Annotated in this window: 23 protein-coding genes; 13 read left to right on the top strand and 10 right to left on the bottom strand. The window is 63.8% G+C overall.

Annotated elements, in window-relative coordinates; translation table 11 throughout:
* The first annotated feature begins 10 nt into the window (after positions 1-10).
* The 3 genes from AC4D1W_RS04635 to AC4D1W_RS04625 all read left to right on the top strand — a co-directional run bounded on the left by AC4D1W_RS04635 (position 11) and on the right by AC4D1W_RS04625 (position 5,681).
* On the top strand, positions 11-1,174 hold the full coding sequence (locus AC4D1W_RS04635; protein ID WP_490897968.1) for an exonuclease SbcCD subunit D: 1,164 nt from the start codon (positions 11-13) through the stop codon (positions 1,172-1,174).
* Positions 1,171-4,266 carry an AAA family ATPase gene (locus AC4D1W_RS04630; RefSeq protein WP_490897967.1) on the top strand — a complete coding sequence of 1,032 codons (3,096 nt, stop codon included), beginning with the start codon at positions 1,171-1,173 and terminating at the stop codon, positions 4,264-4,266. Before AC4D1W_RS04635 ends, AC4D1W_RS04630 begins: the two co-directional genes overlap by 4 nt.
* 71 nt (positions 4,267-4,337) lie before the next feature.
* Positions 4,338-5,681 carry an MFS transporter gene (locus AC4D1W_RS04625; protein WP_490897966.1) on the top strand — a complete coding sequence of 448 codons (1,344 nt, stop codon included), beginning with the start codon at positions 4,338-4,340 and terminating at the stop codon, positions 5,679-5,681.
* On the opposite strand, the gene AC4D1W_RS04620 is transcribed toward AC4D1W_RS04625, so the two are convergent.
* Complete coding sequence (locus AC4D1W_RS04620) at positions 5,674-6,381, bottom strand: IclR family transcriptional regulator (protein ID WP_490889110.1); 708 nt, start codon at positions 6,379-6,381, stop codon at positions 5,674-5,676. The genes AC4D1W_RS04625 and AC4D1W_RS04620 overlap by 8 nt on opposite strands.
* A 192-nt stretch (positions 6,382-6,573) precedes the next feature.
* Between AC4D1W_RS04620 and AC4D1W_RS04615 the strand changes: the two genes are divergently transcribed.
* Positions 6,574-7,911: an MFS transporter gene (locus AC4D1W_RS04615; RefSeq protein ID WP_490889108.1), complete on the top strand. Its 1,338-nt coding sequence runs from the start codon at positions 6,574-6,576 to the stop codon at positions 7,909-7,911.
* 77 nt (positions 7,912-7,988) lie between these two features.
* On the opposite strand, the gene AC4D1W_RS04610 is transcribed toward AC4D1W_RS04615, so the two are convergent.
* Complete coding sequence (locus AC4D1W_RS04610; RefSeq protein ID WP_490889107.1) at positions 7,989-8,660, bottom strand: TetR/AcrR family transcriptional regulator; 672 nt, start codon at positions 8,658-8,660, stop codon at positions 7,989-7,991.
* A gap of 150 nt (positions 8,661-8,810) precedes the next feature.
* On the opposite strand from AC4D1W_RS04610, the gene AC4D1W_RS04605 reads away from it, so the two are divergent.
* Positions 8,811-9,686 (top strand): DNA-formamidopyrimidine glycosylase family protein, encoded by an 876-nt coding sequence (locus AC4D1W_RS04605; RefSeq protein WP_490889105.1) that lies wholly within the window; start codon positions 8,811-8,813, stop codon positions 9,684-9,686.
* A gap of 137 nt (positions 9,687-9,823) precedes the next feature.
* The gene (locus AC4D1W_RS04600; protein WP_490897965.1) at positions 9,824-10,009 is read left to right on the top strand and encodes a hypothetical protein; all 186 of its coding nucleotides are present in this window, start codon (positions 9,824-9,826) and stop codon (positions 10,007-10,009) included.
* Positions 10,010-10,043: 34 nt separating this feature from the next.
* Here the strand turns inward: AC4D1W_RS04600 and AC4D1W_RS04595 are convergent, their stop codons facing one another.
* A complete protein-coding gene (locus tag AC4D1W_RS04595; protein WP_490897964.1) occupies positions 10,044-11,006 on the bottom strand; it encodes a serine/threonine-protein kinase in 963 nt (320 codons plus the stop codon).
* Positions 11,007-11,146: 140 nt separating this feature from the next.
* Complete coding sequence (locus AC4D1W_RS04590) at positions 11,147-11,947, bottom strand: alpha/beta fold hydrolase (RefSeq protein WP_490897963.1); 801 nt, start codon at positions 11,945-11,947, stop codon at positions 11,147-11,149.
* Between the two features lie 340 nt (positions 11,948-12,287).
* Between AC4D1W_RS04590 and AC4D1W_RS04585 the strand changes: the two genes are divergently transcribed.
* The 5 genes from AC4D1W_RS04585 (at position 12,288) to AC4D1W_RS04565 (ending at position 18,000) form a co-directional block, all read left to right on the top strand.
* Positions 12,288-12,998, top strand: coding sequence for an NUDIX hydrolase (locus AC4D1W_RS04585; protein WP_490897962.1), 711 nt, complete (start codon positions 12,288-12,290; stop codon positions 12,996-12,998).
* A gap of 82 nt (positions 12,999-13,080) precedes the next feature.
* A complete protein-coding gene (nadA, locus tag AC4D1W_RS04580) occupies positions 13,081-14,382 on the top strand; it encodes a quinolinate synthase NadA (RefSeq protein ID WP_490897961.1) in 1,302 nt (433 codons plus the stop codon).
* 11 nt (positions 14,383-14,393) lie between these two features.
* Complete coding sequence (nadB, locus tag AC4D1W_RS04575) at positions 14,394-15,929, top strand: L-aspartate oxidase (protein WP_490897960.1); 1,536 nt, start codon at positions 14,394-14,396, stop codon at positions 15,927-15,929.
* Positions 15,926-16,855 (top strand): carboxylating nicotinate-nucleotide diphosphorylase, encoded by a 930-nt coding sequence (nadC, locus tag AC4D1W_RS04570; RefSeq protein WP_490889093.1) that lies wholly within the window; start codon positions 15,926-15,928, stop codon positions 16,853-16,855. The genes nadB and nadC overlap by 4 nt, the downstream gene beginning before the upstream one ends.
* On the top strand, positions 16,852-18,000 hold the full coding sequence (locus AC4D1W_RS04565; protein ID WP_490897959.1) for a cysteine desulfurase family protein: 1,149 nt from the start codon (positions 16,852-16,854) through the stop codon (positions 17,998-18,000). The genes nadC and AC4D1W_RS04565 overlap by 4 nt, the downstream gene beginning before the upstream one ends.
* On the opposite strand, the gene AC4D1W_RS04560 is transcribed toward AC4D1W_RS04565, so the two are convergent.
* Complete coding sequence (locus AC4D1W_RS04560) at positions 17,962-18,852, bottom strand: alpha/beta fold hydrolase (protein WP_490897958.1); 891 nt, start codon at positions 18,850-18,852, stop codon at positions 17,962-17,964. The two genes, AC4D1W_RS04565 and AC4D1W_RS04560, sit on opposite strands and share 39 nt — an antisense overlap.
* Positions 18,853-18,945: 93 nt before the next feature.
* Here AC4D1W_RS04560 and AC4D1W_RS04555 point away from each other — a divergent pair, with 93 nt between their 5' ends.
* Positions 18,946-19,728, top strand: a complete 783-nt coding sequence (locus AC4D1W_RS04555) for a hypothetical protein (protein ID WP_490897956.1) — start codon at positions 18,946-18,948, stop codon at positions 19,726-19,728.
* A gap of 57 nt (positions 19,729-19,785) precedes the next feature.
* Here AC4D1W_RS04555 and AC4D1W_RS04550 read toward each other — a convergent pair whose 3' ends face one another.
* Together AC4D1W_RS04550 and AC4D1W_RS04545 are read right to left on the bottom strand one after the other, a co-directional pair.
* Positions 19,786-19,977 (bottom strand): DUF2795 domain-containing protein, encoded by a 192-nt coding sequence (locus AC4D1W_RS04550; protein ID WP_490897955.1) that lies wholly within the window; start codon positions 19,975-19,977, stop codon positions 19,786-19,788.
* A gap of 92 nt (positions 19,978-20,069) precedes the next feature.
* A complete protein-coding gene (locus tag AC4D1W_RS04545; RefSeq protein ID WP_490897954.1) occupies positions 20,070-21,020 on the bottom strand; it encodes an oxidoreductase in 951 nt (316 codons plus the stop codon).
* 91 nt (positions 21,021-21,111) lie between these two features.
* On the opposite strand from AC4D1W_RS04545, the gene AC4D1W_RS04540 reads away from it, so the two are divergent.
* A complete protein-coding gene (locus tag AC4D1W_RS04540) occupies positions 21,112-21,915 on the top strand; it encodes a transglutaminase-like domain-containing protein (protein ID WP_490889083.1) in 804 nt (267 codons plus the stop codon).
* A gap of 33 nt (positions 21,916-21,948) precedes the next feature.
* Here the strand turns inward: AC4D1W_RS04540 and AC4D1W_RS04535 are convergent, their stop codons facing one another.
* The 3 genes from AC4D1W_RS04535 to AC4D1W_RS04525 are packed head-to-tail and all read right to left on the bottom strand — an operon-like array spanning position 21,949 to position 26,703.
* Positions 21,949-22,428, bottom strand: coding sequence for a MarR family winged helix-turn-helix transcriptional regulator (locus AC4D1W_RS04535; protein WP_490897953.1), 480 nt, complete (start codon positions 22,426-22,428; stop codon positions 21,949-21,951).
* Positions 22,421-23,503: an LLM class flavin-dependent oxidoreductase gene (locus tag AC4D1W_RS04530; protein WP_490897952.1), complete on the bottom strand. Its 1,083-nt coding sequence runs from the start codon at positions 23,501-23,503 to the stop codon at positions 22,421-22,423. Before AC4D1W_RS04530 ends, AC4D1W_RS04535 begins: the two co-directional genes overlap by 8 nt.
* A 35-nt stretch (positions 23,504-23,538) precedes the next feature.
* Positions 23,539-26,703 (bottom strand): efflux RND transporter permease subunit, encoded by a 3,165-nt coding sequence (locus tag AC4D1W_RS04525; RefSeq protein ID WP_490897951.1) that lies wholly within the window; start codon positions 26,701-26,703, stop codon positions 23,539-23,541.
* Between the last annotated feature and the right edge of the window lies 1 nt (position 26,704).

Below are 26,704 nucleotides of genomic sequence, written 5' to 3'. Positions count from 1 at the left end.
GCTTGGAATCATGAGGTTACTGCACACGTCGGACTGGCATCTGGGTCGATCCTTCCATGGGGTGGGAATGCTTGAGGCGCAGCAACTCTTCATCGACCAGCTGGAGAAGACGGTCCGTGAGGAGAACGTGGATGTGGTCCTGATTGCCGGGGATGTCTACGATCGCGCACTGCCTGCTGTCGACGTCGTTGAACTCTTCGATGAAGCGCTGGAACGGATCACAGAGGCAGGCGCTCGGGTAGTTGTCAGCAGCGGCAACCATGACTCAGCAGTCCGGCTGGGATTCGGTGGAAAGCTGATCGAGCGAGGCGGCGTCCACCTGCGCACGCGGCTGGAAGATATCGGACGCCCTGCCGTATTCCCGCTGGAGAACGGCGTTGAGGTTGCAGTCTACGCAGTGCCGTATCTGGAACCTCGCATGGTTGCAGACCCGCTTGGGTGTGAGAGCGCTACGCATACTGCTGTGACGTCCGCGGCGCTGGAACGGGTGCGCGCGGATCTGGCACGCCGCCGAAGTCGGAACACCGTACATTCAGTGGTCATGGCACACACTTTCGCGAGCGGTGGTGTCGGGTCGGATAGCGAGCGGGAGCTCAGCATGGGCGGCCTCGGTGTGGTGCCGTTGGACCTCTTCGAGGATTTCGACTACGTTGCGCTGGGTCATTTGCACGGTCAACAGCAGTTGCATGAGCGGGTCCGGTACTCGGGATCTCCGCTGGCGTATTCATTTTCGGAGGTACATCAGTCGAAGGGCGCGTGGCTCATCGACATCGGGGTGGATGGTGTGGGCGGCATCAGGCCGGTGAGGTGGACACCGCCACGCCACCTGGCCATTCTGCGCGGTCCCATCGATGACCTCATCTCCTCACCCGACCATGTTGAAGCGGAGGGCGCGTGGTGCCATGTGACGCTGACCGACACTGAGCGGCCGCAACAGGCCATGGAACGGTTGCGGGCCCGTTTCCCCGGCACACTGGTACTCGCCTTCGAACCTGCGTCGCGGAACTCCGGTGAGGAACGCACCTACAGTGAACGCATCGCACGCGCCGCTGATGACGCCGCGATCTGCTGCGGGTTCCTTGAGCACGTGCGCCAGCGCAAGGCCAACGCTGAGGAGGCGGCCCTCTTCGCCGAAACAATCGATGCCATGCGTGCTGCGGAGAGCGGCGTATGAGAATCCACCGGCTCGAGATCCAGGCCTTCGGGCCGTTCGCCGAACGCCAGCACATCGATTTCGACACTCTCACCGAGCAGGGCCTGTTCCTGCTGAACGGGCCTACCGGCGCGGGTAAGTCGAGCGTGCTCGATGCGATCTGCTACGCCCTGTACGGCTCTGTTCCGGGCGCGCGCCAGAACGCCAAGCGGTTACGCAGCGACCACGCCGCGGACGGCCTCGCACCGGAGGTGGTCTGTGAATTCTCGGCAGGTTCCCGCCGTCTTGAAGTCACGCGCAACCCGTCCTGGAACCGGCCGACCAGGCGGGGCAGTGGAACAACCACGGAGCAGGCAAAAACGCTCCTGCGCGAGCGCGTTGCGGGGGAGTGGGTTGTCCGCTCCACCCGCAACGATGAGGCTGGAGCGGAACTGCAGAACCTCCTCGGGATGAACCGTGAGCAGTTCACACGGGTGGTCATGCTGCCCCAGGGCGAGTTCGCGGCCTTCCTCCGGTCGGACGCTGTCGCTCGCGGTGAGCTCCTGCAGCGATTGTTCGCGACCGACCGGTTTTCCACCGTGGAGCAGATGCTCGCGGACCACGCCGCCACAGCTGCCGCACGGGTCCAGAAGGTCGAAGGGGAATTGGAGGATATTTTTGCCCGGGCTGCTGAAGAGGTACTGCGTCACGGCTTATCCGCGCAGCCGGTGTCGGATGCGTCGGCGCTTCCTGAAGAAGAATCTTCGGACATGGTCCCGGTGGGAAGCGACACTGCTGACCCGGAACCGGATCTTGGTGCCCTGCAGGATCGGTTGACGGCCGCGCTGGCTGCAGGGCGTCACCATGCCAAGGAGCTCACCGCGCTGCGGGATGCCACGGCAACGCAGCGTTCCAAGCTTGAGGCCGAACGCTGGGACCGCATTGCCTTCCGGCGTCTGGTAGCCGAGGCTGAGGCGAACCAGGTCGCACTGGGGGAGGCAGCAACGCTGCGGTCCATGCTGGAGAACCACCGGCGGGCACAAATCCTCCAGGGCCCCCTCCACGCACGGGATGAGGCAGCGGAACAGTTGCACATCGATCAGGAGCAACTGCTTTCCACGACGCTCCAGCTGAAGACGGACCCTGCGGTCGGGCACGAGGTACCCGAAATCCTCGAACCCGAGGCTACGCGGTCGCTGGCCTGCTCTGCGCGGGCACACGAGCAGATTCGGGAAAAGCTGGCCGAGGCGCGTGCGGCCCTTCCGTTGGAAGAGGATCTCACCCAGCTCGCGCAGAGAATCCGGGATGTGGAGTGCAGGCTCGAACAGCAGAGGCTGGAGGCGGTGCAGTGCAAGGAGGGACAGGAGAATCTTGGCCGGGAGCTTACGCGGCTGACAGAGGGGCTGGTCGTCGCAGAGGCAACAGCAGGACGAGCGGCGCAGCTGGCAACTGACTGTGCGGAAGCGGCCTCCCGGTTAGAGCTGCTTGCGCAGGCGGAACTCGCGGAACGTTCGCTGCAGGAGCTCGACGAGCAACAACAGGAACATCAGACGGTCTTCCTCACTGCGAAGGAGATTTGGCTGCGGAAGCTGCAGCTGCGCCTGGAACAAACAGCTGCGGAACTTGCGGTTCGGTTGAGCGCAGGGGAGCCCTGTCCGGTCTGCGGCAGCGAAGAACATCCGAAGCCGGCAACAGCAGGATTCCAATCCCTCGTAAGCCGCGAGGAGGAGGAGCTTGCGCGTGCTGAACAGGACCACGCTGAGCTCCGGCTGCGGGAGACCTCAGCGGCTCGCGACGCTGTGGCTCTTAAAGCCGCAGGACTGCGGGCCCGTAGCGGCGATATATCGGCACCTGAACTCCGCGCTGCGCTCTCGTCACTCGAACAGGAACGAGCCGAGGCGGAACAGGCGGTACGTGCGGTCACAGAATTCAGCGCACGAAAATCGGAGCTGGAGGAAACGCTCACCGGTCTGAAGGACCAACAAAGTGACCTCGCTCAGAGTCAGGCTGAAGGATCATCACGGCTTGGCGCGCTCCTGGAGCATCAGGCCGCATTGACCGCGAGGCTCTCGCAGGTGCGCGGCCCCTACAACTCCGCGTCTGAAAAGGCAGCGTCGCTTGAGAGGGCAGAGCGGCGGCTTGGCGCTGTGTGTGCTGCGCTGACACGTTGCGAGCAGGCAGAGGCGAGACTGGAGAAAGCCGAAGCTGCACTGCAGGCCGAGTTGCTGGCAACGAATTTCGCGTCGCCGGATGCTGTCCGTGACTCACTGATGAGTAAGGCGCAGGTGGAGAGCGCGGAGCAGGCCATCCGGGACGCCGAGAATTCAGCTCACAGGATCGAACGGGACCTGGAGCGTCCGGAGAATCTTGCCGCAGCCGCCCTTGAGAAGGATGGCGGGGGGCTGCCTGAGGAGGACGAGATTGCTTCCGCTGCGAATGACGAAGCGGAAGCAGCAAGGCGGCTCGGTCGCGCTGTGCTTGAGGTGGGCTTGCTTGAACAGTCAGTGGTTCAGCTGGGCTCGTACGCCGACCGAGCTGCAGCCCTTGAGGAACGACTGGTGCCGTTGCGGCACGCATACCAGCTTGCGAAATCGGTCGCGGACACAGCCCGCGGCAACGGCGAGAACCTCTACAGGATGAGCCTGTCGACCTATGTGCTTGCCGCCCGTCTGGAACAGGTCGCAGACGCTGCCACTGCGCGTCTGCAGCAGATGTCGGATGGCCGATACTCTCTGGTGCACAGCGATTCCAAGTCGGGAAACCGGAAGTCCGGGCTAGGACTCAATGTCATCGACAGCTGGACCGGTGTGCGCCGCGACACCGCAACGCTTTCCGGTGGGGAGTCGTTTATGGCCTCGTTGGCTCTTGCTCTGGGGCTGGCCGACGTCGTACAGCAGGAGTCGGGCGGACTCGACATCGAGACCCTCTTCGTGGATGAAGGATTCGGCAGCCTCGACGAGCAGTCCCTCGAACAGGTGATGGATGCCCTCGAGAACCTGCGCGACGGCGGACGCGTAGTCGGTCTGGTCAGCCACGTTGGCGAACTCAAGCAGCGTATACCCGCGCAGCTGCACGTCTCCAAGGGCCGGACAGGTTCCACCGTCCGCTTAGTGAATCAACTGCAGCGAGTGTAAAATCGAGGTGTTACCGGGTCGGGCGCATCGGGAGGAGGGACGATGCGCGGTTCAAAGCACCCGGAAAGCACATGGCTACACCAACCTCTGAATCTGAAACTTTTCCGACCGAACATGCGTCCGCCGCATCATCGGGTACATCGCCGGTTCCCGGCAACGCACCGCCACCTGCGAGCGATCGCGGACGCTTCAGCCGCCTGCCGGACATCGCAGGCTCCAGCTTCATTCCCCTGGGCCTGGTTGCACGCCTGCCGCTGGCGATGCTTACCGTCGGAGCGCTCACTCTTGTCACCGCCGCCACTGACTCCTATGCATCCGGTGGTTTCGCGGCCGGATCGGTGGGAATCGGCTCTGCCCTGGGCGCGCCGGTTCTCGGCTATCTGGCCGACCGTCACGGCCAGCGCCCGGTCCTGCTGGTCGCGGCCGTGCTCAATGCGTTGGCCATCGTCGCGCTGCTTGCCGTCAGTGGACTCCCGGGGAGCGGAACCGGCCTCCTGCCCACGCTGATTGCCTCCTTCCTGATGGGCGCAACCTGCCCGCAAATCGGTCCTCTTGCGCGGGTTCGCTGGATGGCGCTGACTCAGGACAAGCGGCCGGCCGATCTCGATACAGCGCTCTCCTACGAAAGCACCGCCGACGAACTGACCTTCGTACTCGGCCCCGCCTTGGTCGGGCTGCTGGCCAGCCTCATCGCGCCATGGCTGCCGCTGGCGCTGGCTGCGGCGCTGACGGTTGCCTTCGTTTCCGCGTTCGCTGTCCACCCCACCGAACGGGCGGTGGTTCCCTTGCGGCGCCGCCCCAGGGTTCGGGAGCCCCATCGGGGAGGCAAGCGAGGACCTTCGCGGGTGCGGTTCCTCGTGGCGTTGCCGGTTCTCGGAATGGTGAGTATGGGAACGTTCTTCGGTTCAACGCAAACGGCACTCATCGCCTTCGCCGGCGGCTTCGGCGTCGAGACGGCGGCAGGCCTGCTCTATGCCGTCATGGGCATCAGCTCTGCGCTTACGGCGCTGTCCGTTGCCTACTGGCCGCGGCGATTCCGGCACCCACTGCGGTGGGTGGTCTCAGCCGGGACCATGAGCATCGCCGCGTTACTGCCCCTGTTTGCACCTGACATTCCGCTGATGCTCACTGCGCTGTTGATCCTCGGCCTCCCCGTAGGACCAACAATGGTCAGCATCTTCAGCGTCGGCTCGCTGGTGGCGCCCAAGCATCTGGTCGGGACGGTGATGACCCTGCTGGCGAGTGGAATCGTCGCAGGCACCGCGATCGGCGCTTCGATTGCCGGGGCGCTGGCGGAGGGCAGTGTGCAGAATGCATTCCTGGTGCCTGTCGTGGCCGCCGTCGTGTTGCTGCTCCTGGGTTTCGTCTCCGCCGGTGTACTTCGTCGCAGGCCGGAAGTCGCAGAGGTCAGCTGAGCTGTTCCTCAATAGCACGGGCACTGGCTGCAATCCGGGCGCCGAGTTCGGCCTCCGGGTGGGCTGAGCGGATATAGACGACGGCAACTGCCGCGGGCAGCCTCCCCGGCACCCTGACCGGTGCGGCGACAGAAGACAGGCCGGCAATGACCTCGTCGTGACTGGTGGCGAACCCCTGGATGCGTGCCGAAGCAGATTCCTCGCGGTAAAGCTGACCGGGTGCAAGCCGTTCCCATTCCTCCTCGCTGACCGCGGACTGAATCGCTATTCCCGGCGCCCCTGCGCTGAACGCGTGGCGGGTTCCCGGGCGCTGCGCGACGGCGGCACGGGAATGACGCGGCTCCACGGTCACGAGGGTCACGCAGTCATGGCGGTCCCAGACAGCAAGAAAAGCGGTCATGCCCAGTTCATTCGCCAGAACTGTCAGTTCCGGGAGTGAAGCCGTCTGAAGGTCGCGGGACACTCCCCGGGCGAGCGCGGCAAGACCGGGACCCGACGAGATCTTGCCTGCGTCATCCCTGACGACAAGCGAATGATCTTCCAGTGTGCGAACGATCCGATACGCGATGGAACGATGCACTCCCAGTTCTGCTGATAGTTCCGCAATGGATAGCGCCCTTGGGGCATCCGCAAGGATTTCGAGGGAGCGTAGACCTCGGGAGAGGGTCTGTGAATGCTGAGTCGTTGTGTCGGAGGTCACGTTCAGATATTATTCTATATCGGAACGATATGTTCAACTATCGAACAGGAACTGAGGGGGACCAACTCCGTTCTCGTCATCGATCCTGCACGGGATTGGAAGGACTGGGCCGCGCTCTTGATTGCGGGTATGATCTAGACCACAATTACCGAACGTTCTGTCAGTAATTCAATCCGTCCACTTGGAGTAACAATGACGTCTTCAACGGCTGCCCCCCGGCAGCGTATGTCCCGGGAGGACCGCAAGGTCGTCGCCGGCACCATGGTTGGCACCACCATCGAATGGTACGACTTCTTCATCTTCGCGCAGGCAGCGGGCCTCATTTTCGCCCAGCTGTACTTCGCGCCACTGAATGATGAGAACCCCGGGCTGGCACAGCTGGTTTCCTGGGCCACCATCGGTATCAGCTTCTTCTTCCGGCCGCTCGGGGCAGTAGTTGCCGGTCACCTTGGAGACCGCATCGGGCGCAAGGCGATGCTCGTCTTCACCCTGATAATGATGGGTTCAGCCACGGCGCTGATCGGCCTCCTGCCGACCTACGCCCAAATCGGGGTCGCGGCGCCCATCCTTTTGATGATCCTGCGCGTCCTCCAGGGTTTCTCGGCCGGAGGAGAGTGGGGCGGGGCTGCTCTCATGGCTGTAGAGCACGCGCCCGTGAACAAGCGCGGCTTCTGGGGCGCTTACCCGCAGATCGGTGTTCCTCTCGGAATGATCCTCGCTACGCTGGTGCTCTTCACCCTGCGTTCGTCGATGTCGGAGGAAGCCTTCCTCGACTGGGGCTGGCGTGTGCCGTTCCTGCTGTCCGTAGTACTGATCGTGGTCGGATACTTCATCCGGATGGCAGTCGCGGAGAGCCCAGTTTTCAAGGAGATGACCGAGCGGAAGCTGGAGTCGTCGGTTCCGCTCAAGGAGCTCTTCAAGCACAGCAGCAAGCAGGTTGTGCTCACGGCGGCCATCTTCATCGCCAACAACGCTGCCGGATACCTGCTGATTGCCTTCTTCTCGTCCTACGCCCAGCGCACGCTTGGTATGCCCGGAGGCCCCGTCCTGTTTGCGACTCTACTGGCGTCCTTCGGATGGCTCACCTTCACCATGTTCGGCGGGATCCTTTCCGACCGGATTGGCCGGGTGCGGACCTTCCAGATCGGATACGCCCTGGTGTTCGTTTGGATGATCCCGCTGTTCATGATGATCGATACCCAGAATATCGTTGCCTATGGGGTTGCCCTGTTTGTTCTCACTATCGGCCTCGGACTGTCCTACGGACCGATGTCGGCGATGTACGCAGAGATGTTCCCGGCGAACGTCCGGTACTCCGGGATCGGGATCGGCTATGCTTTGGGCGCGATCCTTGGCGGCGCCTTCGCTCCGCTGATCGCGGAAGCGCTCTTGACGAGCACCGGGACGTCGATTTCAATCGGCGTGTACATCATGGTGCTGTGCGTCATTTCCTTCGTCGGCGTGACCTTGGTGAAGGAAACCCGCGGGGTGCCACTGCGTGTAGCTGAACGCCACACGGAAGCAAAGTAGTACCAGAGAAGGCCGCTCCACCGCCCATAGGTAGGAATACCGGGTGCAGGTGGGGCGGCTTTCCTGCTGCCTGCGGGTTACGTTGAGTACCCGGCCGCCCGCGCCCGCAACCCGTGGATGAGCGCATCAAGGCCCATGCCGAATGCTATGTCGGCCTGCCGTTGGTCCGCGTTCTTCTTCTGTGCAGACACTGCGGAGGTGAATCGCGGATAGTGTGCTGCAAGCTGTCCTGACTCGAAGATCGTCTCAGGGGCGGTGGCGTCGAAAGCGGATCCGAAAATGAAGGACTCCAACGCAATGATTGCCGGAACGATCAGGGGCTCCGGCCAGTCGGCCTTTTCGAAACCCTGGGTAAGCGCCTCATAGACGGCCAGGGTCTGGGGGGCACCGCTTACCGGCAGCACGGCGATCACCGGGATGAGCGGTGTGTGCCGGGTGAAGACATCGCGATAGGACCACGCGAACCGGCGGATGGCCTCATCCCACGGCTCGGTATCAAACCCCGATACGTCGACCTGCGTCATGACGTGGTCCTGCACCAGAATCAATACATCGCCCTTGGACTCGACGTGGTTGTATAACGATGACGGGGCCACCTTCAGTGCACGCGCAAGGGAGGACATGGTCAGCCCCTCATACCCGCGGGCTTCGATGAGCGTGAGGGCGGCCCGGGTGATCGCCTCCTGGGAGAGGATCCTGTTCAGCGGCCTGCCGGCTGATCGACGGGTAGAACCGGTTGCGCTGACCATTGCCTGTGTTCCTGAATCCTTCCCAGTCCGGAGCGGAGATGCTCCCTCACCTACACGGTAATGGAAGACCTCCTGCAGTGTTGCCCGCCCGACACAGACGGCGCGTGGCCGCCGCCCCATGGGCAACGTGTCCGCTGCTACCGTAGTGCCATGCCGGAGATGCCTGAGGTTCAGGGGCTCGCCCAGTTCCTGGCCAGCAAACTGGTTCCCGACGACGGCGCACCCGCTCGTGTACGGGACATTCAGCTTGGCTCCTTCGCCGTGCTCAAGACGGCTGAGGTGCCGCTTTCAGCGGCGTCCTCCATGAAATTCACCAGCGTTGACAGGCGGGGTAAATTCCTCATCCTGAGTCTGGAGGGTGTGCACCTCGTGATGCATCTGGCGCGCGCCGGGTGGCTTCGGTGGTCCGATTCCGTTCCCGACACCCTTCTGCGGCCTGGGAAAGGCCCGATAGCGCTCCGGCTGAGGTGCACCGAACCTTCAGGCTATGGGTTTGACCTCACCGAGGCCGGCACCAAGAAGTCAGCCGCGGTCTACCTTGTGCGTGATGTCGCCGAGGTCCCGGGCGTAAGCAGGTTGGGTCCCGAAGCGCTGGATGTGGGGCAGGAACAGTTCGTGGCGATGCTGCACGGACACCGCAGCCAACTAAAAGGCGTGCTGCGTGATCAATCGTTCATTGCGGGGATCGGCAACGCCTATAGCGACGAAATCCTGCATGCCGCAAGGCTCTCTCCGTTTACGCTGGCGGCCAACCTCAGTGACGAGCAGTTGGCCGCGTTGCACAACGCCATGCACTCGGTTCTGGGAGCCGCCATCAGTGCAGCTGCCGGCAAACCAGCGAAGGAGTTGAAGGATGCAAAGCGGCGCGAAATGAAAGTGCACGGTAGAACCGGTGAGCCCTGCCCCGTGTGCGGGGACACCGTTCGTGAGGTGTCATTCGCCGATTCAGCGCTCCAGTACTGCCCGACGTGCCAGACGGGGGGCAAACCGCTTGCGGACCGGCGAACCTCCAAATTTCTGAAGTGACCGAGCACCTCTACATCTTCTGATGTGGACGCCGATGCCGGTTCGAGGGCTGTTGCTGATGGCCTGCCCTTTTGTTGCTCCACCGGGAACCCTAAGATCGAGAGTGTAAGGATCCGGTTCCAACTACGGAGGTCATCATGACAAGTGAACCAAGCGACCGCGCGCAGGACGACCAAGGCGAGGATTCGTCGCACACGGAGCCGGAGGGAACCATTCCCAATACGGAAGACGGTGTTGGCGTCACCACCACTGAGGAGCCGAGCAGCTTCGAACCTGAGGAAGACACCGGGAAGGACTCCGAAGAGGACGGCAGCCAGCAGTAACCGCGTCAAGTCTCATTTTGTTAGAGCGAAGAAGCTAGCCCAGGGATGGCGCCCGCGACGGCGGTGCCGGGATATGCACGTTTCCGGTGGTCACGCCGCCTGTGATGACGTCGGGAGTGTCTGGTAGCGCCTCATGGGGGGTATGTAGGTTTAGTGTCATGGCGCCGTCGTCGTTGTCGGAACCCAGCGCGCGTAGGGCCACTGCGACCTCATGCGCGTCGGGGCGGGCCTGGGGGTCCCTGGCGGTCATGCGGGTCAGCAACTGAACCCAATCGGAGCTGAGATGCTCGGGAATCTCGGGGTCCCGCAGCAGGCGGGCGACGGCCGCTTCGACAACCGGCCCAGGAAACGCTTTCTCACCGGTGAGGCACTCGAGGAGCACCAGGCCAAGCGAGTAGATGTCGGTGCGAGGTTCAACAGTGATACCCTCGGCCTGCTCCGGACTGAGGTAGTTCGCCGTGCCGATAGTGGCGCCGTGCGCGGTGGAGTGCGTGGCTTCCATCATTCGTGCGATGCCGAAATCGGTGAGCTTGGGGTAGAGCCGCGTTTCATGTTCACCTGAGTGGTACATGAGGATGTTCGCCGGTTTCACATCACGGTGAATGACACCCTGAGAATGGATATACGCCAGTGCATCCGCGAGGTCCGCGCCCAGTTGCGCTACATGCTCGGAAGGTAGCGCGCCCGACTTCAGCAGTTTGCGCAGATCCAGACCGTCCACCAGTTCCATGACCAGGAAGCTGGTGGTCTTGCCCGTGCCGTCCTCCTGCAGGCCGGCGTCATGCAGCGTCACCAATCCGGGGTGGTTCAGCGTGGACAGCAGCATCGTTTCCGTGTGCTGCCGCCGATAGTCGTCATCATCGGATGTAGTGGGGTTGAAGACCTTGATCGCTACGTCCCGGCCGAGGTTCCGGTCCAGTGCCCGAAACACCGATGCTGCGCCGCCGGTACCGATCAACTCAATGGGTTGGTACCGCTCGGCCAGGAGTTCATCCACGTGAGACCTCCGGGGAAGAAAGAAAATGTTATGGGGTGAAGAGCAGGTGATAAGCATGCTGATCACCTTGATTATCCTACCCTGTCGGAGGCAGTGCGGAAGCCAGCACACTACGCCAGCCATCAAAAGTTTGGGAATTGTTACGCAGCGAGGAAGTCTATCGCTGCGCCCTTGAAGGCGCGCGATGTGACTGCGTTGGTATGGGTGCGCCCGGGCAGCCAGACAATTTCCGCCCGGCCGCTCAGTTCCGCCAGATCCGGAAGGGTGCGTGCACGTTCGTCCTGGTCTCCGGCCACGAGGAGCAGGGGCATATGAGGCACTGCATCTGCCGGAATGAAGGGCTCGCGCTTGATGGCCTCGATCATGGTGAGCAGCGCGAAAACATCGTTGGTCGGGATGAGGCGCGCCATGCGCAGGAGCTCGTTGGTTGAGTGGTCCTCGATGGGGGTTCCGTCGGTCAGAAACTGCTGCGCAGCAGCAAGATCGAACGCGGCCAAAGGGTCGCCGGTTCCCGGTCCGCCCAGAACCATTCGGTGCACCAGTTCCGGTTGTGTTGCACCGAATTCCCAGGCGAGCCTCGAGCCCAGCGAGTAGCCGATGATGTCGACGCCGCTATCGGGGCGATCCTCGACAAGGGGACGGACGTGCGCATCCAGCAGGATTTGCAGCAGGTCGGCGCGGATGCGGCTGGGGGAGTAGGCGTCCATCTCTTCCGGAGCGGCGCTTGAACCATGGCCGGGCAGATCCAGAGTGATGACTTTCCGGCCCGCGTCCGTCAGCGCACGCACCCAGCCGGAATCTTCCCAGTTGAGCCTGGCAGAGGATGCAAATCCGTGAAGGAGCAGGACGGGCCTCAGTGCAGATGCGGAAGTTGGCTCATGAACAACTACATTCAGCCCCGGATTCGTCCCCTCGACAAGATGATCGCTGTGTCGTCCCATGCGTTCCTCCCGGGTTCTCCTTGCTGCGGCTCTTCCCTGAACTCTAGCGCCCCGTGCGCGAGTGGCCGGGAAAAGAAAAAGCGGCAGAGAACTGTGCTCCATTGAACAGATCTCCGCCGCCCGGCCAGCAGTGGCCAACCCGTGTGACTTTAGTCACCGCTTGTGCAGGAAAGCAAATCGAAGAGACGCATTCCCATCCATTTCCCAGAATTGTGAGGTGAAGACCGCGCCATGGTGTCCGATTCGTTCCTGACCGGCGGGCAGTCTACAATGAGTTATAGTCATATTGACCATAAGTGATCAGATGGCCCGTTACGGTGGACCTGGAAGGGGGTGCCGAATGAGCCCAACGTCAGCCAATGTCTCCGAGCGGAGCCAGCAGCCGCCGTCGTTGGCTATCTCTACGGTGATCTTCGGCCTGCGCCCCAGCGAAGCCTCCGGACGCCCGACGTTGTGGTTGCCGCTGGTTCGCCGCATCCGCCAGCCGTATCTTGGTCAGTGGGCGCTGCCCGGCGGGCCCCTGGCGCATTCCGAGTCCCTGCAGGACGCGGCGTCGCGCAACCTGCTTGAAACCACCGGCCTGGCGCCCCGATACCTTGAGCAGCTGTACGCCTTCGGAGGCTTGCATCGATCTGTCGGCCAGCGTCTGGTGTCCATTGTTTATTGGGCGCTCGTGCAACCTGACGAGGCGGCGTTGACGCGGGAATCCGAGAACGTCCGGTGGTTTCGGGCTGACAGGCTGGAGCGCCTCGCGTTCGACCACAACGAGATTGTCGACTACTCGCTCTGGCGGTTGCGCAACAAGATGGAGTACGGCTCCATCGCCTACCACCTCCTCGGGGACCGCTTCACGCTGGCTCAGGTCCGCGAGGTCTATGAGGCAGTGCTGGACAAGGAACTGGATCCGGCTAATTTCCGTCGCCAGCTCCGTGCCACACCGTACATCGAACCCACTGATGACTACCTCACCGGCACGCGCCACCGGCCGCCGCGGCTCTACCGCTACGCCGGCCCGGTGCCTGACGGCAGCGCGTCAGCCGCAGCAGGCTGAATCGCCGTGACCGTGAACCTCCGCCCAAACCCACCCAGTACCCACCGGCTTACACCAGCCCGTTTCCACGAGGGAGAGTCCCATGACGAGCATTAATACCGCCATTCAGCTCATGACGCGCGACGACGCGGAGCGGTCCGCAGCACGGGGCGGAACGTGCAGTCCCGACCTCGCCAAGAACCCATGGGAATTCGACATTCCCGCCAGTCCTGCACAGGGTCCGGACTACGGCCCCGGTGCATCCATGCAGGACATCGCTCCGGCTTCCACCCCGCGTCAGGGTGCCCTGCCGGAGGAGTACCAGCTCGCCGGTGAGGCGGAACTCGAAGCGCGCATCCTTGCGGCGAAGGAAACGCTCGGCGACCGCCTCGTCATCCTGGGCCACTTCTACCAGCGTGACGAGGTAGTGAAGCACGCCGACTTCGTGGGCGATTCATTCCAGCTTGCCAACGCGGCGCTGACCCGTCCGGACGCTGAAGCCATCGTGTTCTGTGGGGTGCACTTCATGGCAGAAACCGCTGACATCCTCTCCCGGTCCGATCAGAACGTGATCCTGCCCAACCTCGCTGCCGGCTGCTCGATGGCGGACATGGCTGATGCCGATTCGGTCACCGAGTGCTGGGAGCAGCTCGAAGAGCTTTTCGGATCAGAACCCGACGAGGCCGGCCGCCAACCGGTCATCCCCGTCACCTACATGAACTCCTCCGCTGCGCTCAAGGCATTCTGCGGACGGAACGGCGGCATCGTCTGTACCTCCTCCAACGCCGCCACAGTGCTCGAATGGGCCTTCGAGCGCGGCCAGCGGGTTCTGTTCTTCCCGGACCAGCATCTTGGACGCAACACGGCGAAGGCAATGGGCGTGCCACTCGACCAGATGCCCATGTGGAACCCCCGCAAGGCGCTCGGCGGAAATTCCGAGCAGGAGCTGCTGGATTCGCGGGTGATCCTCTGGCACGGCTTCTGCTCCGTCCACAAGAGGTTCACCGTCAACCAGATCGAGCAGGCGCGCACCGAGTACCCGGGCGTCCGCGTAATAGTGCACCCGGAATGCCCCATGCCTGTGGTCGATGCTGCGGACGAAGCCGGTTCCACGGACTACATCCGGAAAGCTATCGCCGCGGCAGCTCCAGGCACCACTTTTGCGGTGGGTACGGAGATCAACATGGTGAACAGGCTTGCCGCTGAGTACCCCGAGCACACCATCTTCTGTCTCGACCCGGTCATCTGCCCGTGCTCCACGATGTACCGCATTCACCCCGGGTATCTGGCCTGGGTACTTGAGGGTCTTGTAGCAGGAGAAGTCCGTAACCGGATCACGGTGGATTCCGACGTGGCGACTCATGCACGAGTGGCACTGGAACGGATGCTGGCGGCCAAGCCGTGAATCATGTCCTCGTGATCGGCAGCGGTATTGCCGGGTTGTACACGGCGTTGGAACTGCGCCGGCGTTCGGACGTGCACGTCACGATTCTTGCCAAGGCCGCCGTTGCCGAGAGCAATACCTGGTACGCCCAGGGCGGCATAGCGGCGGTCCTTGCCGGGTCAGCGCCGTTCGACAGTTCCCTGATTGGGGCAGTGCCGGCGGGGGAGGACAGCGTCGGGTCCCACGTGGCAGACACCCTTGCGGCGGGTGCGGGGCACTGTGACGAAGAAGCAGCGCGCGTGCTGTCTTCCGGCGCGGCGGCGGGTATCAGGAGGCTGATCGAGCTCGGTGTGCTCTTCGACCGCACCGCCGACGGACACCTGGCTTTCGGGCGGGAAGCGGCGCACGCAGCACCGCGCATCCTCCACATTGGCGGTGACGCAACCGGAGCGGGAATTGGGGCTCCGCTTATCCGTGCTGTCCAGGCGGATCCGGGTATCAGCCTGGAGGAACACGCCTTCGCCGCCGACCTCGTCATGGACGGCGGGAAGGTGACGGGCGCCGTCGTTCTCCGCGCCGGTGAGCTTCAGAGCGTGTCCGCTGACGCCGTCGTGCTCGCAACGGGCGGTGCTGGAGGTATTTTCGAGCACAGCACAAATCCGTCAGTCGCCACGGGCGACGGCGTTGCCGCCGCCTGGCGGGCAGGTGCGGCTGTAGCGGACCTCGAGTTTTTCCAGTTCCATCCAACATCGCTCAACGTTCCCGGGCACCCGCTCATTTCCGAGGCGGTGCGCGGCGAGGGAGCGGTGCTCAGGGACGGGACCGGGCACAGATTCATGGCCGACTACCATCCCGCCGGTGAGCTGGCGCCACGGGATGTGGTTTCCCGGAGCATAGCGCTGCACCTCGCGCGCTCCGGCGGTAGGGAAGTGTTCCTCGATGCGACCTCGCTCGGCGGTGAGTTCCTGGCCAAGCGGTTTCCCACCCTGACCGCGGTGACCAGGCAAGCCGGGTTCGACTGGGGGCGCGACGTGCTGCCGGTGGTTCCGGCGGCGCACTACTGGATGGGCGGAGTGGTCACGGACACCGAAGGCCGGACATCCCTGCCGGGACTGTATGCCGTGGGAGAGGTTGCCCGAACAGGGGTGCACGGCGCCAACCGGCTTGCGTCCAATTCGCTGCTGGAGGGGCTGGTCTTCGGTGCACGGGCCGCGGAGGCGATTGTCGCCACGCCTGCGGCCTGGCCAACCGTTGAAGCTGAGACGCTCACGCTGGCACCGGGTCCGCTGAAGGCTGCCCGGAACGACGTGCTGCGCGTCATGTCCGAACACGTTTCCATCCTTCGCGAGGATGCCGGCCTCCGCGTTGCCTCCAAGCAACTCGCCGAATGGCATTCCACCGGTACCTCGCTCGGGGAGAGAGAGACTGCGAACCTATTGCTCTGCTCCCGGCTCATCGCCTCGGCAGCACTCGCGCGCAAGGAATCGCGTGGAGCTCATTACCGTGCCGATTTCCCCGCCACCTCCGAGCCTTCGGGCAGCCCCATCATCCTGAGGAGCACCTCATGACTTTTGCACCAGCCGGACCGTCTGCCGCTGACGTCGACCGCATCGTTGCGGCTGCGCTCGCCGAAGATGCGCCCTGGGGAGACGTGACATCCCAGACGCTCATACCCGGAGAAACACGCGCAGACGCGGCCGTCATTGCACGAGAACCGGGCGTCTTCTGCGGCGAGCAGGTCATTGAGGCCGCCATGCGCCTGACGGACCCGGGGATCCAGGTCACGTTCGAGGTCCGCGACGGGGACGCGTTCGACGCCGGTGCCGTGCTGGCTGCCGTGTCCGGCCCCGCACGGTCCGTCCTCACTGCCGAGCGTGTGGCACTTAACCTGGCACAGCGCCTGAGCGGTATTGCGACGCTCACAGGCCGCTTCGTTGCAGAGGTGGCCGGAACCGGCGCCCGCGTGGTGGACACTCGCAAGACGACTCCGGGGCTGCGGGTTCTTGAACGGTATGCGGTGCGCTGCGGCGGGGGGGCCAATCACCGTTTCAGCCTCTCCGACGCCGTCATGGCCAAGGATAATCACCTTGCTGTACTGACGCAGGGCGGTGCGGTCGATGTAACCGACGCACTGCGTGCTGCGCGCCGGCGCCTGCCGCATACCGTCCATTTCGAAGTCGAGGTGGACCGTCTCGACCAGGTGGAACCGGTACTCGCCGCCGGCGTGGATACGATCATGCTCGACAACTTCAGCCTTGAAGACCTTGAAGCCGGAGTCAAACAGATTGCCGGGCGGGCACTCGTGGAAGCGAGCGGCAACGTGCGGTTGGAAACCATCGGTGCCATTGCGCGCACAGGTGTAGACATTATTTCGTCGGGAGCGCTGACCCACAGCGTCCGGGCGCTGGATCTCGGCCTCGACATCCGAATCGGTACGCCTGCGTTCGGTGCAGGAGGCCAGCACAGCCACACCAATTCGGACGGTGTGCGGTGATTTACCTCGACGCAGCTGCCACCACCGAAGTACGTCGGGAGGTGCTGGAAGCCATGTGGCCGCTGCTCACTACCGAGTACGGGAACCCATCCAGTCACCATACCGTGGGTGAGGCTGCCGCACGGGCGCTGGATTATGCGCGCCGGCTGGTAGCGGCGGAGCTGAACTGCAAAGCGAACGACGTCGTCTTCACCTCGGGCGGCACGGAGGCGGACAATCTTGCAATCAAGGGGATTGCACTGGCGCGGCCCAGGGGGAGACATATCGTTGCGTCGGCGATCGAGCATCCGGCCGTGCTCGAAACGCTGGACTACCTCGAGCGGCTGCACAACTTCCGGATCACCCTCCTTCCTGTGACCGCGGAGGGCCTCGTGGAGGAAGGAACACTCCGCGCGGCCCTGACCGAAGAGACCACGCTGTGCACGCTGATGTACGCAAACAACGAGGTCGGAACCGTGCAGTCCATCCCTGCGTTGGCGGCAGTGTGCCGTGAGCAGGGCGTGCCCTTCCACACCGATGCCGTGCAGGCCGCGGGATGGCTGCCGCTGGATACCGTCGAGCTTGGTGTGGATGCGATGAGCATCTCCGGTCACAAGCTCGGTGCACCGAAAGGCTGCGGCGTCCTGTTCGTGCGCTCGCGGCTTCCGTTGGAGCCGCTGGTGCATGGGGGCGGGCAGGAGCGCGGGAAGAGGTCCGGTACCGAGAACGTTGCGGGTGCGGTGGCCCTCGCGACGGCGTTACGGCTGGCGCAGCAGGAGCGGGTTGCTCATTCGGCTGCCTCGGTGGCGCGCCGGAACCATGTGATTGACTCGGTGCTCGGCGGAGTGGACGGCGCCCTTCTGACCGGACACAGGACGCAGAGGCTGCCGAATATCGCCTCGTTCTGTTTCCCGGGCGCCAGCGGTGAGGCGATCCTCCTCGAACTCGAACGTGCGGGCGTGGTGTCCTCAAGTGGATCGGCATGCGCCGCGGGTGCCAGCGAGCCCTCCGCTGTGCTGCTGGCACTGGGCCTGGAAGCCGAGGTCGCCCAGACCGCACTGCGCCTGTCCTGGACAGCTGCAACGACCGATGCAGAGATCGCGCTCGCCGCACGAGCCGTCGTCTCGTCAGTCAAGACCGTCCAGGGGCTGGGCACCCGCGCGTAAGGTCGTGAGCAGTGCGGCGGTGCGGTCCGCATCCTCAAGATGCGCAAAGTGCCCGGAACCGTCCAGCACCACGCTTCGGGCATGCGGGATGAGGTTCGCAAGCGCGCGGAGTTCGGACGGTTGGGTGAAGATGTCCCTGCTTCCCCGGGCAAGAATTGTCGGCGCTGCGATGGATTGCCAGGTGCCGACGTCGTACTTTCTCAGCGCGCCCGCGGCAGCAATGAATGATGCCGGCCGGGCGTCTACTGCCAGATCAACGAATACCTGACGCTGCAGCAGGTACGGACGGGCGAATAACGGGCTCAGGATGAGACGGAGAAGTCCTAAGCGCTCCACGATGCGAAGTAGCCCAGGCGCCATGCCTCCGAGCGCACGCAGAATGACCATGAGCCCGTACATGCCGACAAGCGGCGCCATGGCGGGATAGCGGAACGGCTGGTTCAAAGCTGCGACGGCAGTCAGCGCGGTTGGGGAGAGGGCGACGACGGCATAGGTCTCGGCCGGATATGACGCTGCGATATCCAGTGCAAGAACTGCTCCCATCGAGTGGCCGAAGAGGTACCACCTCCGGTAGTTGAGCTCTCTCAGCGCTTCCACGACGGCTGCGCTCTGCTGCTCAACCGTGAAGGGGAACCGGCCCGGGGAATCGCCCCAGCCGGGGAGATCAACAAAGACCCGATCACTGCCTTCCCGCACCGCGTGGTCGTCAGCCAGCGCGCGGAAGGAACGCCACGAACCGGATGCGCCGTGCAGGAACACCCACGGTGGTGCGTCGGGGTCTGTGACCGAATGCGAACCGCGATGAATGCGAATCACGACCGGCCCCAGCGAGGTCTGGACTAAGCGCTTCATGGTAGTGATTCTGCGCCACGCCTGCCGCGGATGCCTCCAGACGGCTCACTTCACTGCATAGAGTGGAAGCAGGGCTACTCGGAAGGATCGAATATGACGCGACCTGTGAGGTTTGGTCTCCTCGGTGCTGTCACACTTCTTGCCGTTACCGCGACGATCACCGGGTGTGAGGACTTTGAGATCGGTGATCGTCCGCCAGCCAGCCCTTCTGTGAGTGCCGCCGCCGAGAGTCCGGCTCCGGCAACAGCCAGCCCGACCCCTATTGCGCTCCCGATGCTTCCGGAACGGGCGGCGCCGGGTGACGGGTGGACCGCGTTCACGGACGAGCAACGGTTCGTCAGTTTCGAGGTGCCGGAGGACTGGACGGTAGAGGTGATCGAGAACCCGGGCGAAGGGTTCGGTGAGGGCGGTGTGCACTTCGAAGTGTCCAATGCCGACGGCGCCACCGTGGCTGAACTGCACACCCGGATAACCCCGCCGTCGGAGGAGTGTGCAGCGGACGCCGCAAGTCCCTACATTGTGCTGAGCAGCGAGCCCGTTGACATCCCGTCGACAGCAGAAGCGGAGGGCTCCATTGAGCCACGCTTCGTAGTACGGCTGATCCAGGGGTACAGGTTCTTCAGTTCGTATGGGATTACGGACATGGTTGGTGGAGCGGATGGTGCGGCGTGCGTTCTCCACAACACCGTCCAGGGGCCGAACCACATCGGGCTGTACTCCTTCGGGGACAGCATCCAGCTTCGTGCCCTGGAGCCGGCGCAGGTCGGTTCCCGAACCGCCTCCTTTGCGACCATCGCGGAGGCTCAGAAGCGGTTCGGTCAGAAGGACTTTGACCAGATACGCAGGATGATCTTGTCGCTCCAGGTAGCGAGTTGAATCCTCACGTCGATTGTCACTCCCGGATGATCCAAACTCCGGCAGGCGGGGGAGTTCCTACTTGGAAACGGCCTTGCTGACATCGGCGGGCGACTCGTACTCCTTGTCGGGAATGCCCCTCAGCGATTCGAGCACGGTGTCGTCCGCACCGGAACTTTCGGCGTTGCTGATGAGGTCGTCCTTCTTCGCGGGGTAGCTGACGCCGCCGAGGGCCTTCTGGATGTCGATCGGGCTGGGTGAATCAGCCATGGTGTTCCTTTCGCTCGGTTTCGGGCTACGGAGCAGCCGCTGCAGGCAGCTCCGCGGCACGAACAAACAGTATGCTTACCATTCGCCTCTGATCAAGGGCCGGACTGGAAATCAGAACCAAGGCCGGCGGGAAGGCTGTCGTAGGTCACCCCGGTAAGTTCCTCACTGACTGCCCACAGCCTCGCGGCGACAGCCTCGTCGAGCACCGACGGAGAGGGAGCAACGAGAACCGGGGTCCCGCGGGTTTCGCCGGGTCCGTTCGGGCCGTAGTAGTCGCCGCCGTGCACCTGCGCGCCGGTGGCAGCCAGAAGGATCGGCTTTGCGCCCTCTGCATCCGATTGGCCCATCAGCCGGAAAAAACCGCCCATCAAATCGAGAACTGCCGCGCCACGCATCCCAGCGGTGAGGTTGGTCGTGGACAACCCGGGATGTGCGGCAACGGCGATCAGCGGCCAGCCGGCAGCGCGTACCCGGCGGTCGAGTTCCATCGTGAACAGCAGATTGGCGAGCTTGCTCTGGTTGTAGGCCTTCCACGGCCGATACCGGGAATGGGCATTGAGGTCCTGGAAGTCAATCCGCCCGCGCCTGTGAGCCAGCGAGGAGACAGTGACCACCCTCGCCGAGGGCGACTGGCGGAGTGCGTTCAGCAGCAGTCCGGTCAGCGCGAAATGACCCAGGTGGTTGATGCCGAACTGCTGCTCAAAGCCGTCAGCCGTGCGCCTCAGCGGTGTGGCCATCATCCCTGCATTGTTGACCAGAAGATCCAGCGGACCGGCCCAGTCGCGACTGAAGGACCGGATCGACCCAAGATCTGCGAGGTCAAGCTGCCGCAGGGTCAGTGACGCGCTTCCGGACGCGTCGCGCGCCCGCTGCAGGGCGGCCGCACCCCGCTCCTCGTTGCGGCACGCGAGAACCACTGACGCCCCGCGCCGGGCCAGACCAATGGCGGTTTGCAGCCCGAGGCCGCTGTTGGCGCCGGTGACAACAGCGGTCAGCCCGTCCAGACGGGACTCTCCGGACGTTTCGTTGATTGAGTGATTCACAAAGTGCGCCTTTCTCGTCGTACCGTGTTACAGCCAGTGTTTCAGACCGGCACAGTCCACGCTCACCGAGATCCGCCAGGAGCTTCGCCGAATGAATCGAACCGTTACGGCTCACCTGACCGCCCAGGCACGGGCCAACACGTCGATTGCCTTCTCTGTGGCGGTTGCCCGGAATGCCGGGTATTCATCCGTTGACGAAGTCTTCGAGGTCACGGCCGACGGCGAACCGGTGGCGCTCACGCCCGTCGGGGACCTCCATGGGGGAGTCCTGCATACGCTCACGCTCGAGCGGCCCGCAACGCTTGAACTGAACTACCGTGCGGAGGTCTCGGGCACAGCCGCCGCCGCTGAAAAGGACGACGCCGACCTCATCCGCTATGTGCGCCCCAGCCGCTACTGCGAATCGGACCGTCTGCTGCCGTCGTCGTACGCCCTGTTCGGAAGTATGCAGGGCGGTGAACTGCTGTCGGCCGTGCGGGAGTGGGTGAGCGGGAACCTCAGCTATGTCTCCGGCTCATCCCGCCACACGGACGGCGCCACGGACACGATGCTGTCCCGCCGCGGCGTCTGCCGTGATTACGCTCACCTGGTGATTTCGCTGTTGCGGGCCAAGGATGTCCCCGCCCGACTGGTGTCCGTCTATGCCCCAGGGTTGACCCCGATGGACTTCCACGCGGTGGTGGAGGCATGGGTGGACGGGGCGTGGCATGTCGTCGACGCAACCGGCCTCGCACCGCGGACCAACCTCCTGCGCATTGCAACAGGACGCGACGCCGCAGATACGGCTTTCCTGTCCACCGTCGGTGGCAGCCTCACGCTGGACACACTCACGGTCACCGCTACGTCAAGCACCCTGCACGACGACGACGGCGCCTCGCTGGTGCAACTCAACTAGCGTGCATCCAGCCGACCGGCTGCAAAGCGGCCGTCAGGCCGGATGATGCGCTCCGTCGTCGTTCTCCAGGCCTGCCCTGAGTTTCGTGGTCAGGCTCAACAGCTGCTCCAGTTCCTCCTCGTCAAGGATCGGCCCCAGGATGGCATGGATGCTGCGCACATGTGCCGCCCCGATCTCGCGTTGGAGCCAACGTCCTTCGTCGGTGAGGGCCAGCAGGACACCGCGCTGATCGTTCGGCGCCTGCTTGCGCTGGATCAGTCCCTTGTCTTCGAGGCGCTCCGCCATCCGGCTGAGGCTCGGCTGGCTGATCAAAAGGTGGCTGTTCAGCTCATTGAGCCTGGTCCATCCGGTGGGGCAGCGGCTGAGATTGAAAAGGACGTCGTACTCACCGATTGCGAGCGGAGAGAAGGACCCTTCCCGCCGTAGCCTGCGCATCACCGCAACCTGCGCCCGGAAGAGTGACTCCCATGCTTCGGCGGTGAGGCGCATCGGCGTGCCTGGGGACTCAGGCATCGGCAGGCACCGCAGCCTTGCGGTTCTCGAATGTCGGTGGAGCGGGCACTGAAGAAGGTGTGCGCTCGGCGAATTCCTTGCGCAGGGTAGGCAGGACCTCGGCACCGAACAGGTCGAGCTGCTCCAGCACCGTCTTCAGCGGGAGCCCTGCATGGTCCACGAGGAACAGCTGGCGATGGTAGTCACCGAAGAATTCGCGGAAGGAAAGCGTCTTGTCGATCATTTCCTGCGGGCTGCCTACGGTCAGTGGCGTCTGGGAGCTGAAGTCCTCCAGCGATGGGCCGTGACCGTACACCGGCGCATTGTCGAAATACGGACGGAACTCGTTGATGGCGTCTTGGGAGTTGGGGCGGATGAAGAACTGTCCGCCTAGACCGATGATCGCCTGTTCCGCAGTGCCGTGCCCATAGTGCGCATACCGTTCCCGGTAGAGCGAGATGAGCTGCTGGTAGTGCTCCTTCGGCCAGAAGATGTTGTTGGCGAAGTAGCCGTCACCGTAGTAAGCGGCAATCTCAGCGACCTGGGGAGTCCGGATGGAGCCGTGCCAGACGAAGGGGGCGACGCCGTCGAGCGGGCGGGGGGTGGAGGTGAAGTTGTGCAGGGGCGTGCGGTGCTTGCCTTCCCAGGTGACTACGTCCTCGTCCCAGAGCCGGCGCAACAGATGGTAGTTCTCGACCGTGAGTTCGACGCTGTCCTGCGGGTTCTTGCCGAACCAGGGGTAGACGGGTGCGGTGTTGCCGCGTCCCAGGATCAGGTCCACCCGGCCGTCGGCAAGGTGCTGGAGCATCGCGTAGTCTTCGGCGATCTTGACCGGGTCATTGGTGGTGATCAGTGTCGTTGAGGTCGAGAGGATGATGCGGGAGGTTTGCGCCGCCACATATCCGAGCATGGTGGTGGGGGAGCTGGGGACAAACGGGCGGTTGTGGTGCTCGCCGGTGGCAAAGACGTCCAGTCCAACGTCTTCGGCGTGCTTCGCGATGGTCACCATGGCCTTGATACGCTCGTGTTCGGTGGGAGCGGTGCCTTTGATGGGGTCAACCGTTACGTCGCCGACGCTGAAGATACCGATCTGCATGGAATTCCTCCTCCTAGAAGTACATGCATTTGCATCTACTGTACTCCGTAACCAGCGCCTTCCCGGATTTGTTCCCACTCCTCCGCCACCTCGTCACGCTTCTCCCGGCGGCCTTCGACCAGTCGGTACAACACTGGAACCAGCACCAGCGTCAGCAGCGTTGAGGAGACCAGACCTCCAACAACGACGACGGCAAGCGGCTGGGAGATGAAGCCTCCTTCTCCGGTCAGACCAAGCGCCATCGGTGTCAGCGCGAAGACGGTCGCCAGCGCAGTCATGAGAATCGGTCGAAGCCGCTGTCTGGCTCCTCGCGTGATTGCGTCCGCGACGTTGAGCCCGACAGAACCGTCAAGCGGCCGCCGGTACTGGTTGATCAGGTCGATCAGGACAATCGCGTTGGTGACGACAATCCCGACCAGCATCAGCATGCCGATCAGCGAAGGCAGCCCCAGCGGGATCCCGGTGATCACCAGCAGGGCAATGGCGCCCGTCGCCGCGAACGGGACCGATACGAGGAGGATCAGCGGCTGGATGAGGCTCTTGAAGGTGGCAACCATGATGACGTACACGATGGCCACGGCAGCCCACAGTGCCAGGAACAGCTGCCCGAAGGACTCCGCCTGCTGCTCCGATGCCCCGCCCAGCGTGGCCGTTGCGCCGGCCGGGAGCGTTACACCCTCCAGGCGTTCGGTGACGGCCGCGGTCAGGGCGCCCAGGTTGTCTCCCGACGGCGTGATGGAAACCTGTGCTGTTCGTTCACCGTTGGAGCTGGTGATCGTGAGCGGAACCTGTACCTCCTCGACGGTTGCGACATCCGTGAGGGGGACCGGTCCGGCGGGGGTCGGCACGGTGAGGTCGCGGAGCTGGTCCAGGCTGGTGATCTCGGTCCCTTCCCCGATCAGGATGGGATAGTCGGTGGCTTCAACCCGGACCACGCCGCCGGGGATGGCGCTGACATTGCCTCCGAGCAGGGCGCCGATCTGGCCCTCGCTCAGTCCCGCCCGCACCGCGGCCGCGCGATCGACGCTGACCTGGATCTGCGGCTGAGCTGCAGCGAGGTTGGACGTCACGTCGCGGGCCCCCTGTACACCCTGCATCGCGGTGACGACGGCGTCACTTGCCTCGGCAAGGATGTCAGGTTCCGGCGCGGTGATGTTGATGTCCACGGTGTTCGACGTGCCGAACCCGCCCTGCTGGGTCGACAGCGCGATCTCGCCTGCTCCCTCAAGTTCGTTCAGCGAGGCACGAACCTCATTCTGAAGCTGCTGCTGATCGGCCTCTTCCTCCGTGGTCACCGTGAACTGCGCGGTGGAAGCACCGGCGGAGAACCGCGCGCCTACGGCTCCGGCTGCATTTCCGACGGTCACCTGCACATCACGGATTTCTTCGAAGCCGGAGAGGACTTCCTCCACGCGCCCCGCCTCGGCAACGGTGTTTTCCAGGCTCGAGCCCGGCTGCTGGCGCTGGATGACACTAAAGCTGTTCTGGCCGGTGTTGCCCAGAAGATTGGTCTGCATGAAGGGCACCAGCGCAACCGTCCCGGCAAGCACCAGCACTCCGGCCACTACCGTCCACACCGGGTGGTGCTGGGTCACGCGAAGAATCGGAAGATACCCCCGCTGGAGCCAGGAGCGTTTCTCCTTCTCTTCTGCCAGGTACCGCTGCTCGGCCGCCGCCGTTGCGGGATCCGTCAGCTCCGAGGAAATTCGGGTCCTCGGCAGGAACCAGTAGGCCAGCACCGGAACGATCGTCAGCGAGACAGCCAGCGAGGCGAGCAGGGCCATGGTGACGGTCAGGGCAAACGGCCGGAACAGCTCACCCGCGAGATCCCCGACGAAGGCGATCGGTGCGAACACCGCCACTGTTGTGAGGGTGGAGGCGGTGATGGCGCCGGCCACCTCGCGGATGGCCGTCAGGATCGCCGAGCGTTTGTCTTCGCCGTAGCTGAGATGGCGCTTGATGTTCTCGATGACCACGATCGAATCGTCGACAACGCGACCGATCGCAATGGTCAGCGCTCCCAGGGTCAGGATGTTGAGCGAGTAACCGGTGGCCGCCAACCCGATGAACGTGATGAGAAGCGACAGCGGGATGGACACGGCGGTGACCAGGGTGGAGCGGGCCGAGAGGAGGAACACCAGAATAACGAGGACGGCGAATCCCAGACCAAGCAGGCCCTCGGTGGTGAGGTCGGAGATGGAACGCTCGATGAAGGGCGCCTGGTCGAAGATCACCGTGATGTCCGCACCGTCACCCAGTTCGGCCTCAAGTTCCGGGATCAGGGCCGTGACTGCGTTCGAGACCGTGACGGTATCCGCCGATGGAACCTTCGTCACGGTCAGTGCCAGCGTCTCGACGCCGTTGGTCCGCGTGATGGAGGTGGGGTCGTCGTCGGCTACTGCCACATCCGCAACGTCGCCGATGGTCACAGGGTCGGTGGCGGAGCCAGTCGGCGGATCCTGGGGGAGGAGCGGCAGGTTCCGGATATCGGCCAGTGACTGGATGGGACTGCCGGCCTGAATCGTCAGCGAGCGTTCGCCCTCGTCCAGGGTGCCGATCGGAAACAGTTCGCCGTTGTTCTCGAGGGCGTCAACGATGTCCCCGACGGTGAGCCCCTGGGCTGCGAGTTCCTCGGGGGCAGGGAGGACGGAAATATGCTGTTCGGCGCCGCCGGTAATTTCGGCGCTGCGTACGCCCTCTATTTTCTGAAGCTGCGGCACGGTGAGCCGCGTCAGTTCTTCACCCAGTTCACTGAGCAACTGATTAGAGGACACCGCCATGAAGACGATCGGTAAGTCGTTGATGCTGCCCGCCAGGGACTGGGGTTCCACATCCTCGGGAAGCGCGGGCCGCACGGTCGAGATAGCGCGGTCGACCTGGCCGCGGGCACGGTCAAGGTCGGTGCCGTAGGCGAACATCAGGCTGACCGTGGAGACGCCGTTGCGTGAGGTCGCCGACGACGACTCCAGCCCCTCCACACCGCTCAGCGCTCGTTCCAGCGGCTCACTGACCTGCTTGTCAAGGTACTCCGGGCTGGCCCCTGGGAGGGAGGACACCACCGTGACCTGGGGAAACTCCAGCGAGGGGATGAGCTCCTGTTTCAGGGAGCCCATGGTGATTACCCCGAACACCGCAGCGAACACGGTGATCAGGGCAATCAGTGCGCGATTCCCCAGGGACAGTTGCGCCAAACGGAACATC

It is taken from the genome of Arthrobacter sp. TJ-170 (assembly GCF_058269305.1).
Note: the sequence above shows the minus strand (reverse complement) of the source record. Positions and strands in the feature narration are given on the sequence as shown.

Excerpts from the sequence above, each read along its gene's own strand:
- AC4D1W_RS04635 (WP_490897968.1), top strand. The coding sequence starts at position 11 with ATGAGGTTACTGCACACGTCGGACTGGCATCTGGGTCGATCCTTCCAT.
- AC4D1W_RS04630 (WP_490897967.1), top strand. The coding sequence starts at position 1,171 with ATGAGAATCCACCGGCTCGAGATCCAGGCCTTCGGGCCGTTCGCCGAA.
- AC4D1W_RS04625 (WP_490897966.1), top strand. The coding sequence starts at position 4,338 with ATGGCTACACCAACCTCTGAATCTGAAACTTTTCCGACCGAACATGCG.
- AC4D1W_RS04615 (WP_490889108.1), top strand. The coding sequence starts at position 6,574 with ATGACGTCTTCAACGGCTGCCCCCCGGCAGCGTATGTCCCGGGAGGAC.
- AC4D1W_RS04610 (WP_490889107.1), bottom strand. The coding sequence starts at position 8,660 with ATGGTCAGCGCAACCGGTTCTACCCGTCGATCAGCCGGCAGGCCGCTG.
- AC4D1W_RS04605 (WP_490889105.1), top strand. The coding sequence starts at position 8,811 with ATGCCGGAGATGCCTGAGGTTCAGGGGCTCGCCCAGTTCCTGGCCAGC.
- AC4D1W_RS04600 (WP_490897965.1), top strand. The coding sequence starts at position 9,824 with ATGACAAGTGAACCAAGCGACCGCGCGCAGGACGACCAAGGCGAGGAT.
- AC4D1W_RS04590 (WP_490897963.1), bottom strand. The coding sequence starts at position 11,947 with ATGGGACGACACAGCGATCATCTTGTCGAGGGGACGAATCCGGGGCTG.
- AC4D1W_RS04585 (WP_490897962.1), top strand. The coding sequence starts at position 12,288 with ATGAGCCCAACGTCAGCCAATGTCTCCGAGCGGAGCCAGCAGCCGCCG.
- nadA (WP_490897961.1), top strand. The coding sequence starts at position 13,081 with ATGACGAGCATTAATACCGCCATTCAGCTCATGACGCGCGACGACGCG.
- nadC (WP_490889093.1), top strand. The coding sequence starts at position 15,926 with ATGACTTTTGCACCAGCCGGACCGTCTGCCGCTGACGTCGACCGCATC.
- AC4D1W_RS04560 (WP_490897958.1), bottom strand. The coding sequence starts at position 18,852 with ATGAAGCGCTTAGTCCAGACCTCGCTGGGGCCGGTCGTGATTCGCATT.
- AC4D1W_RS04555 (WP_490897956.1), top strand. The coding sequence starts at position 18,946 with ATGACGCGACCTGTGAGGTTTGGTCTCCTCGGTGCTGTCACACTTCTT.
- AC4D1W_RS04550 (WP_490897955.1), bottom strand. The coding sequence starts at position 19,977 with ATGGCTGATTCACCCAGCCCGATCGACATCCAGAAGGCCCTCGGCGGC.
- AC4D1W_RS04540 (WP_490889083.1), top strand. The coding sequence starts at position 21,112 with ATGAATCGAACCGTTACGGCTCACCTGACCGCCCAGGCACGGGCCAAC.
- AC4D1W_RS04535 (WP_490897953.1), bottom strand. The coding sequence starts at position 22,428 with ATGCCTGAGTCCCCAGGCACGCCGATGCGCCTCACCGCCGAAGCATGG.
- AC4D1W_RS04530 (WP_490897952.1), bottom strand. The coding sequence starts at position 23,503 with ATGCAGATCGGTATCTTCAGCGTCGGCGACGTAACGGTTGACCCCATC.
- AC4D1W_RS04525 (WP_490897951.1), bottom strand. The coding sequence starts at position 26,703 with ATGTTCCGTTTGGCGCAACTGTCCCTGGGGAATCGCGCACTGATTGCC.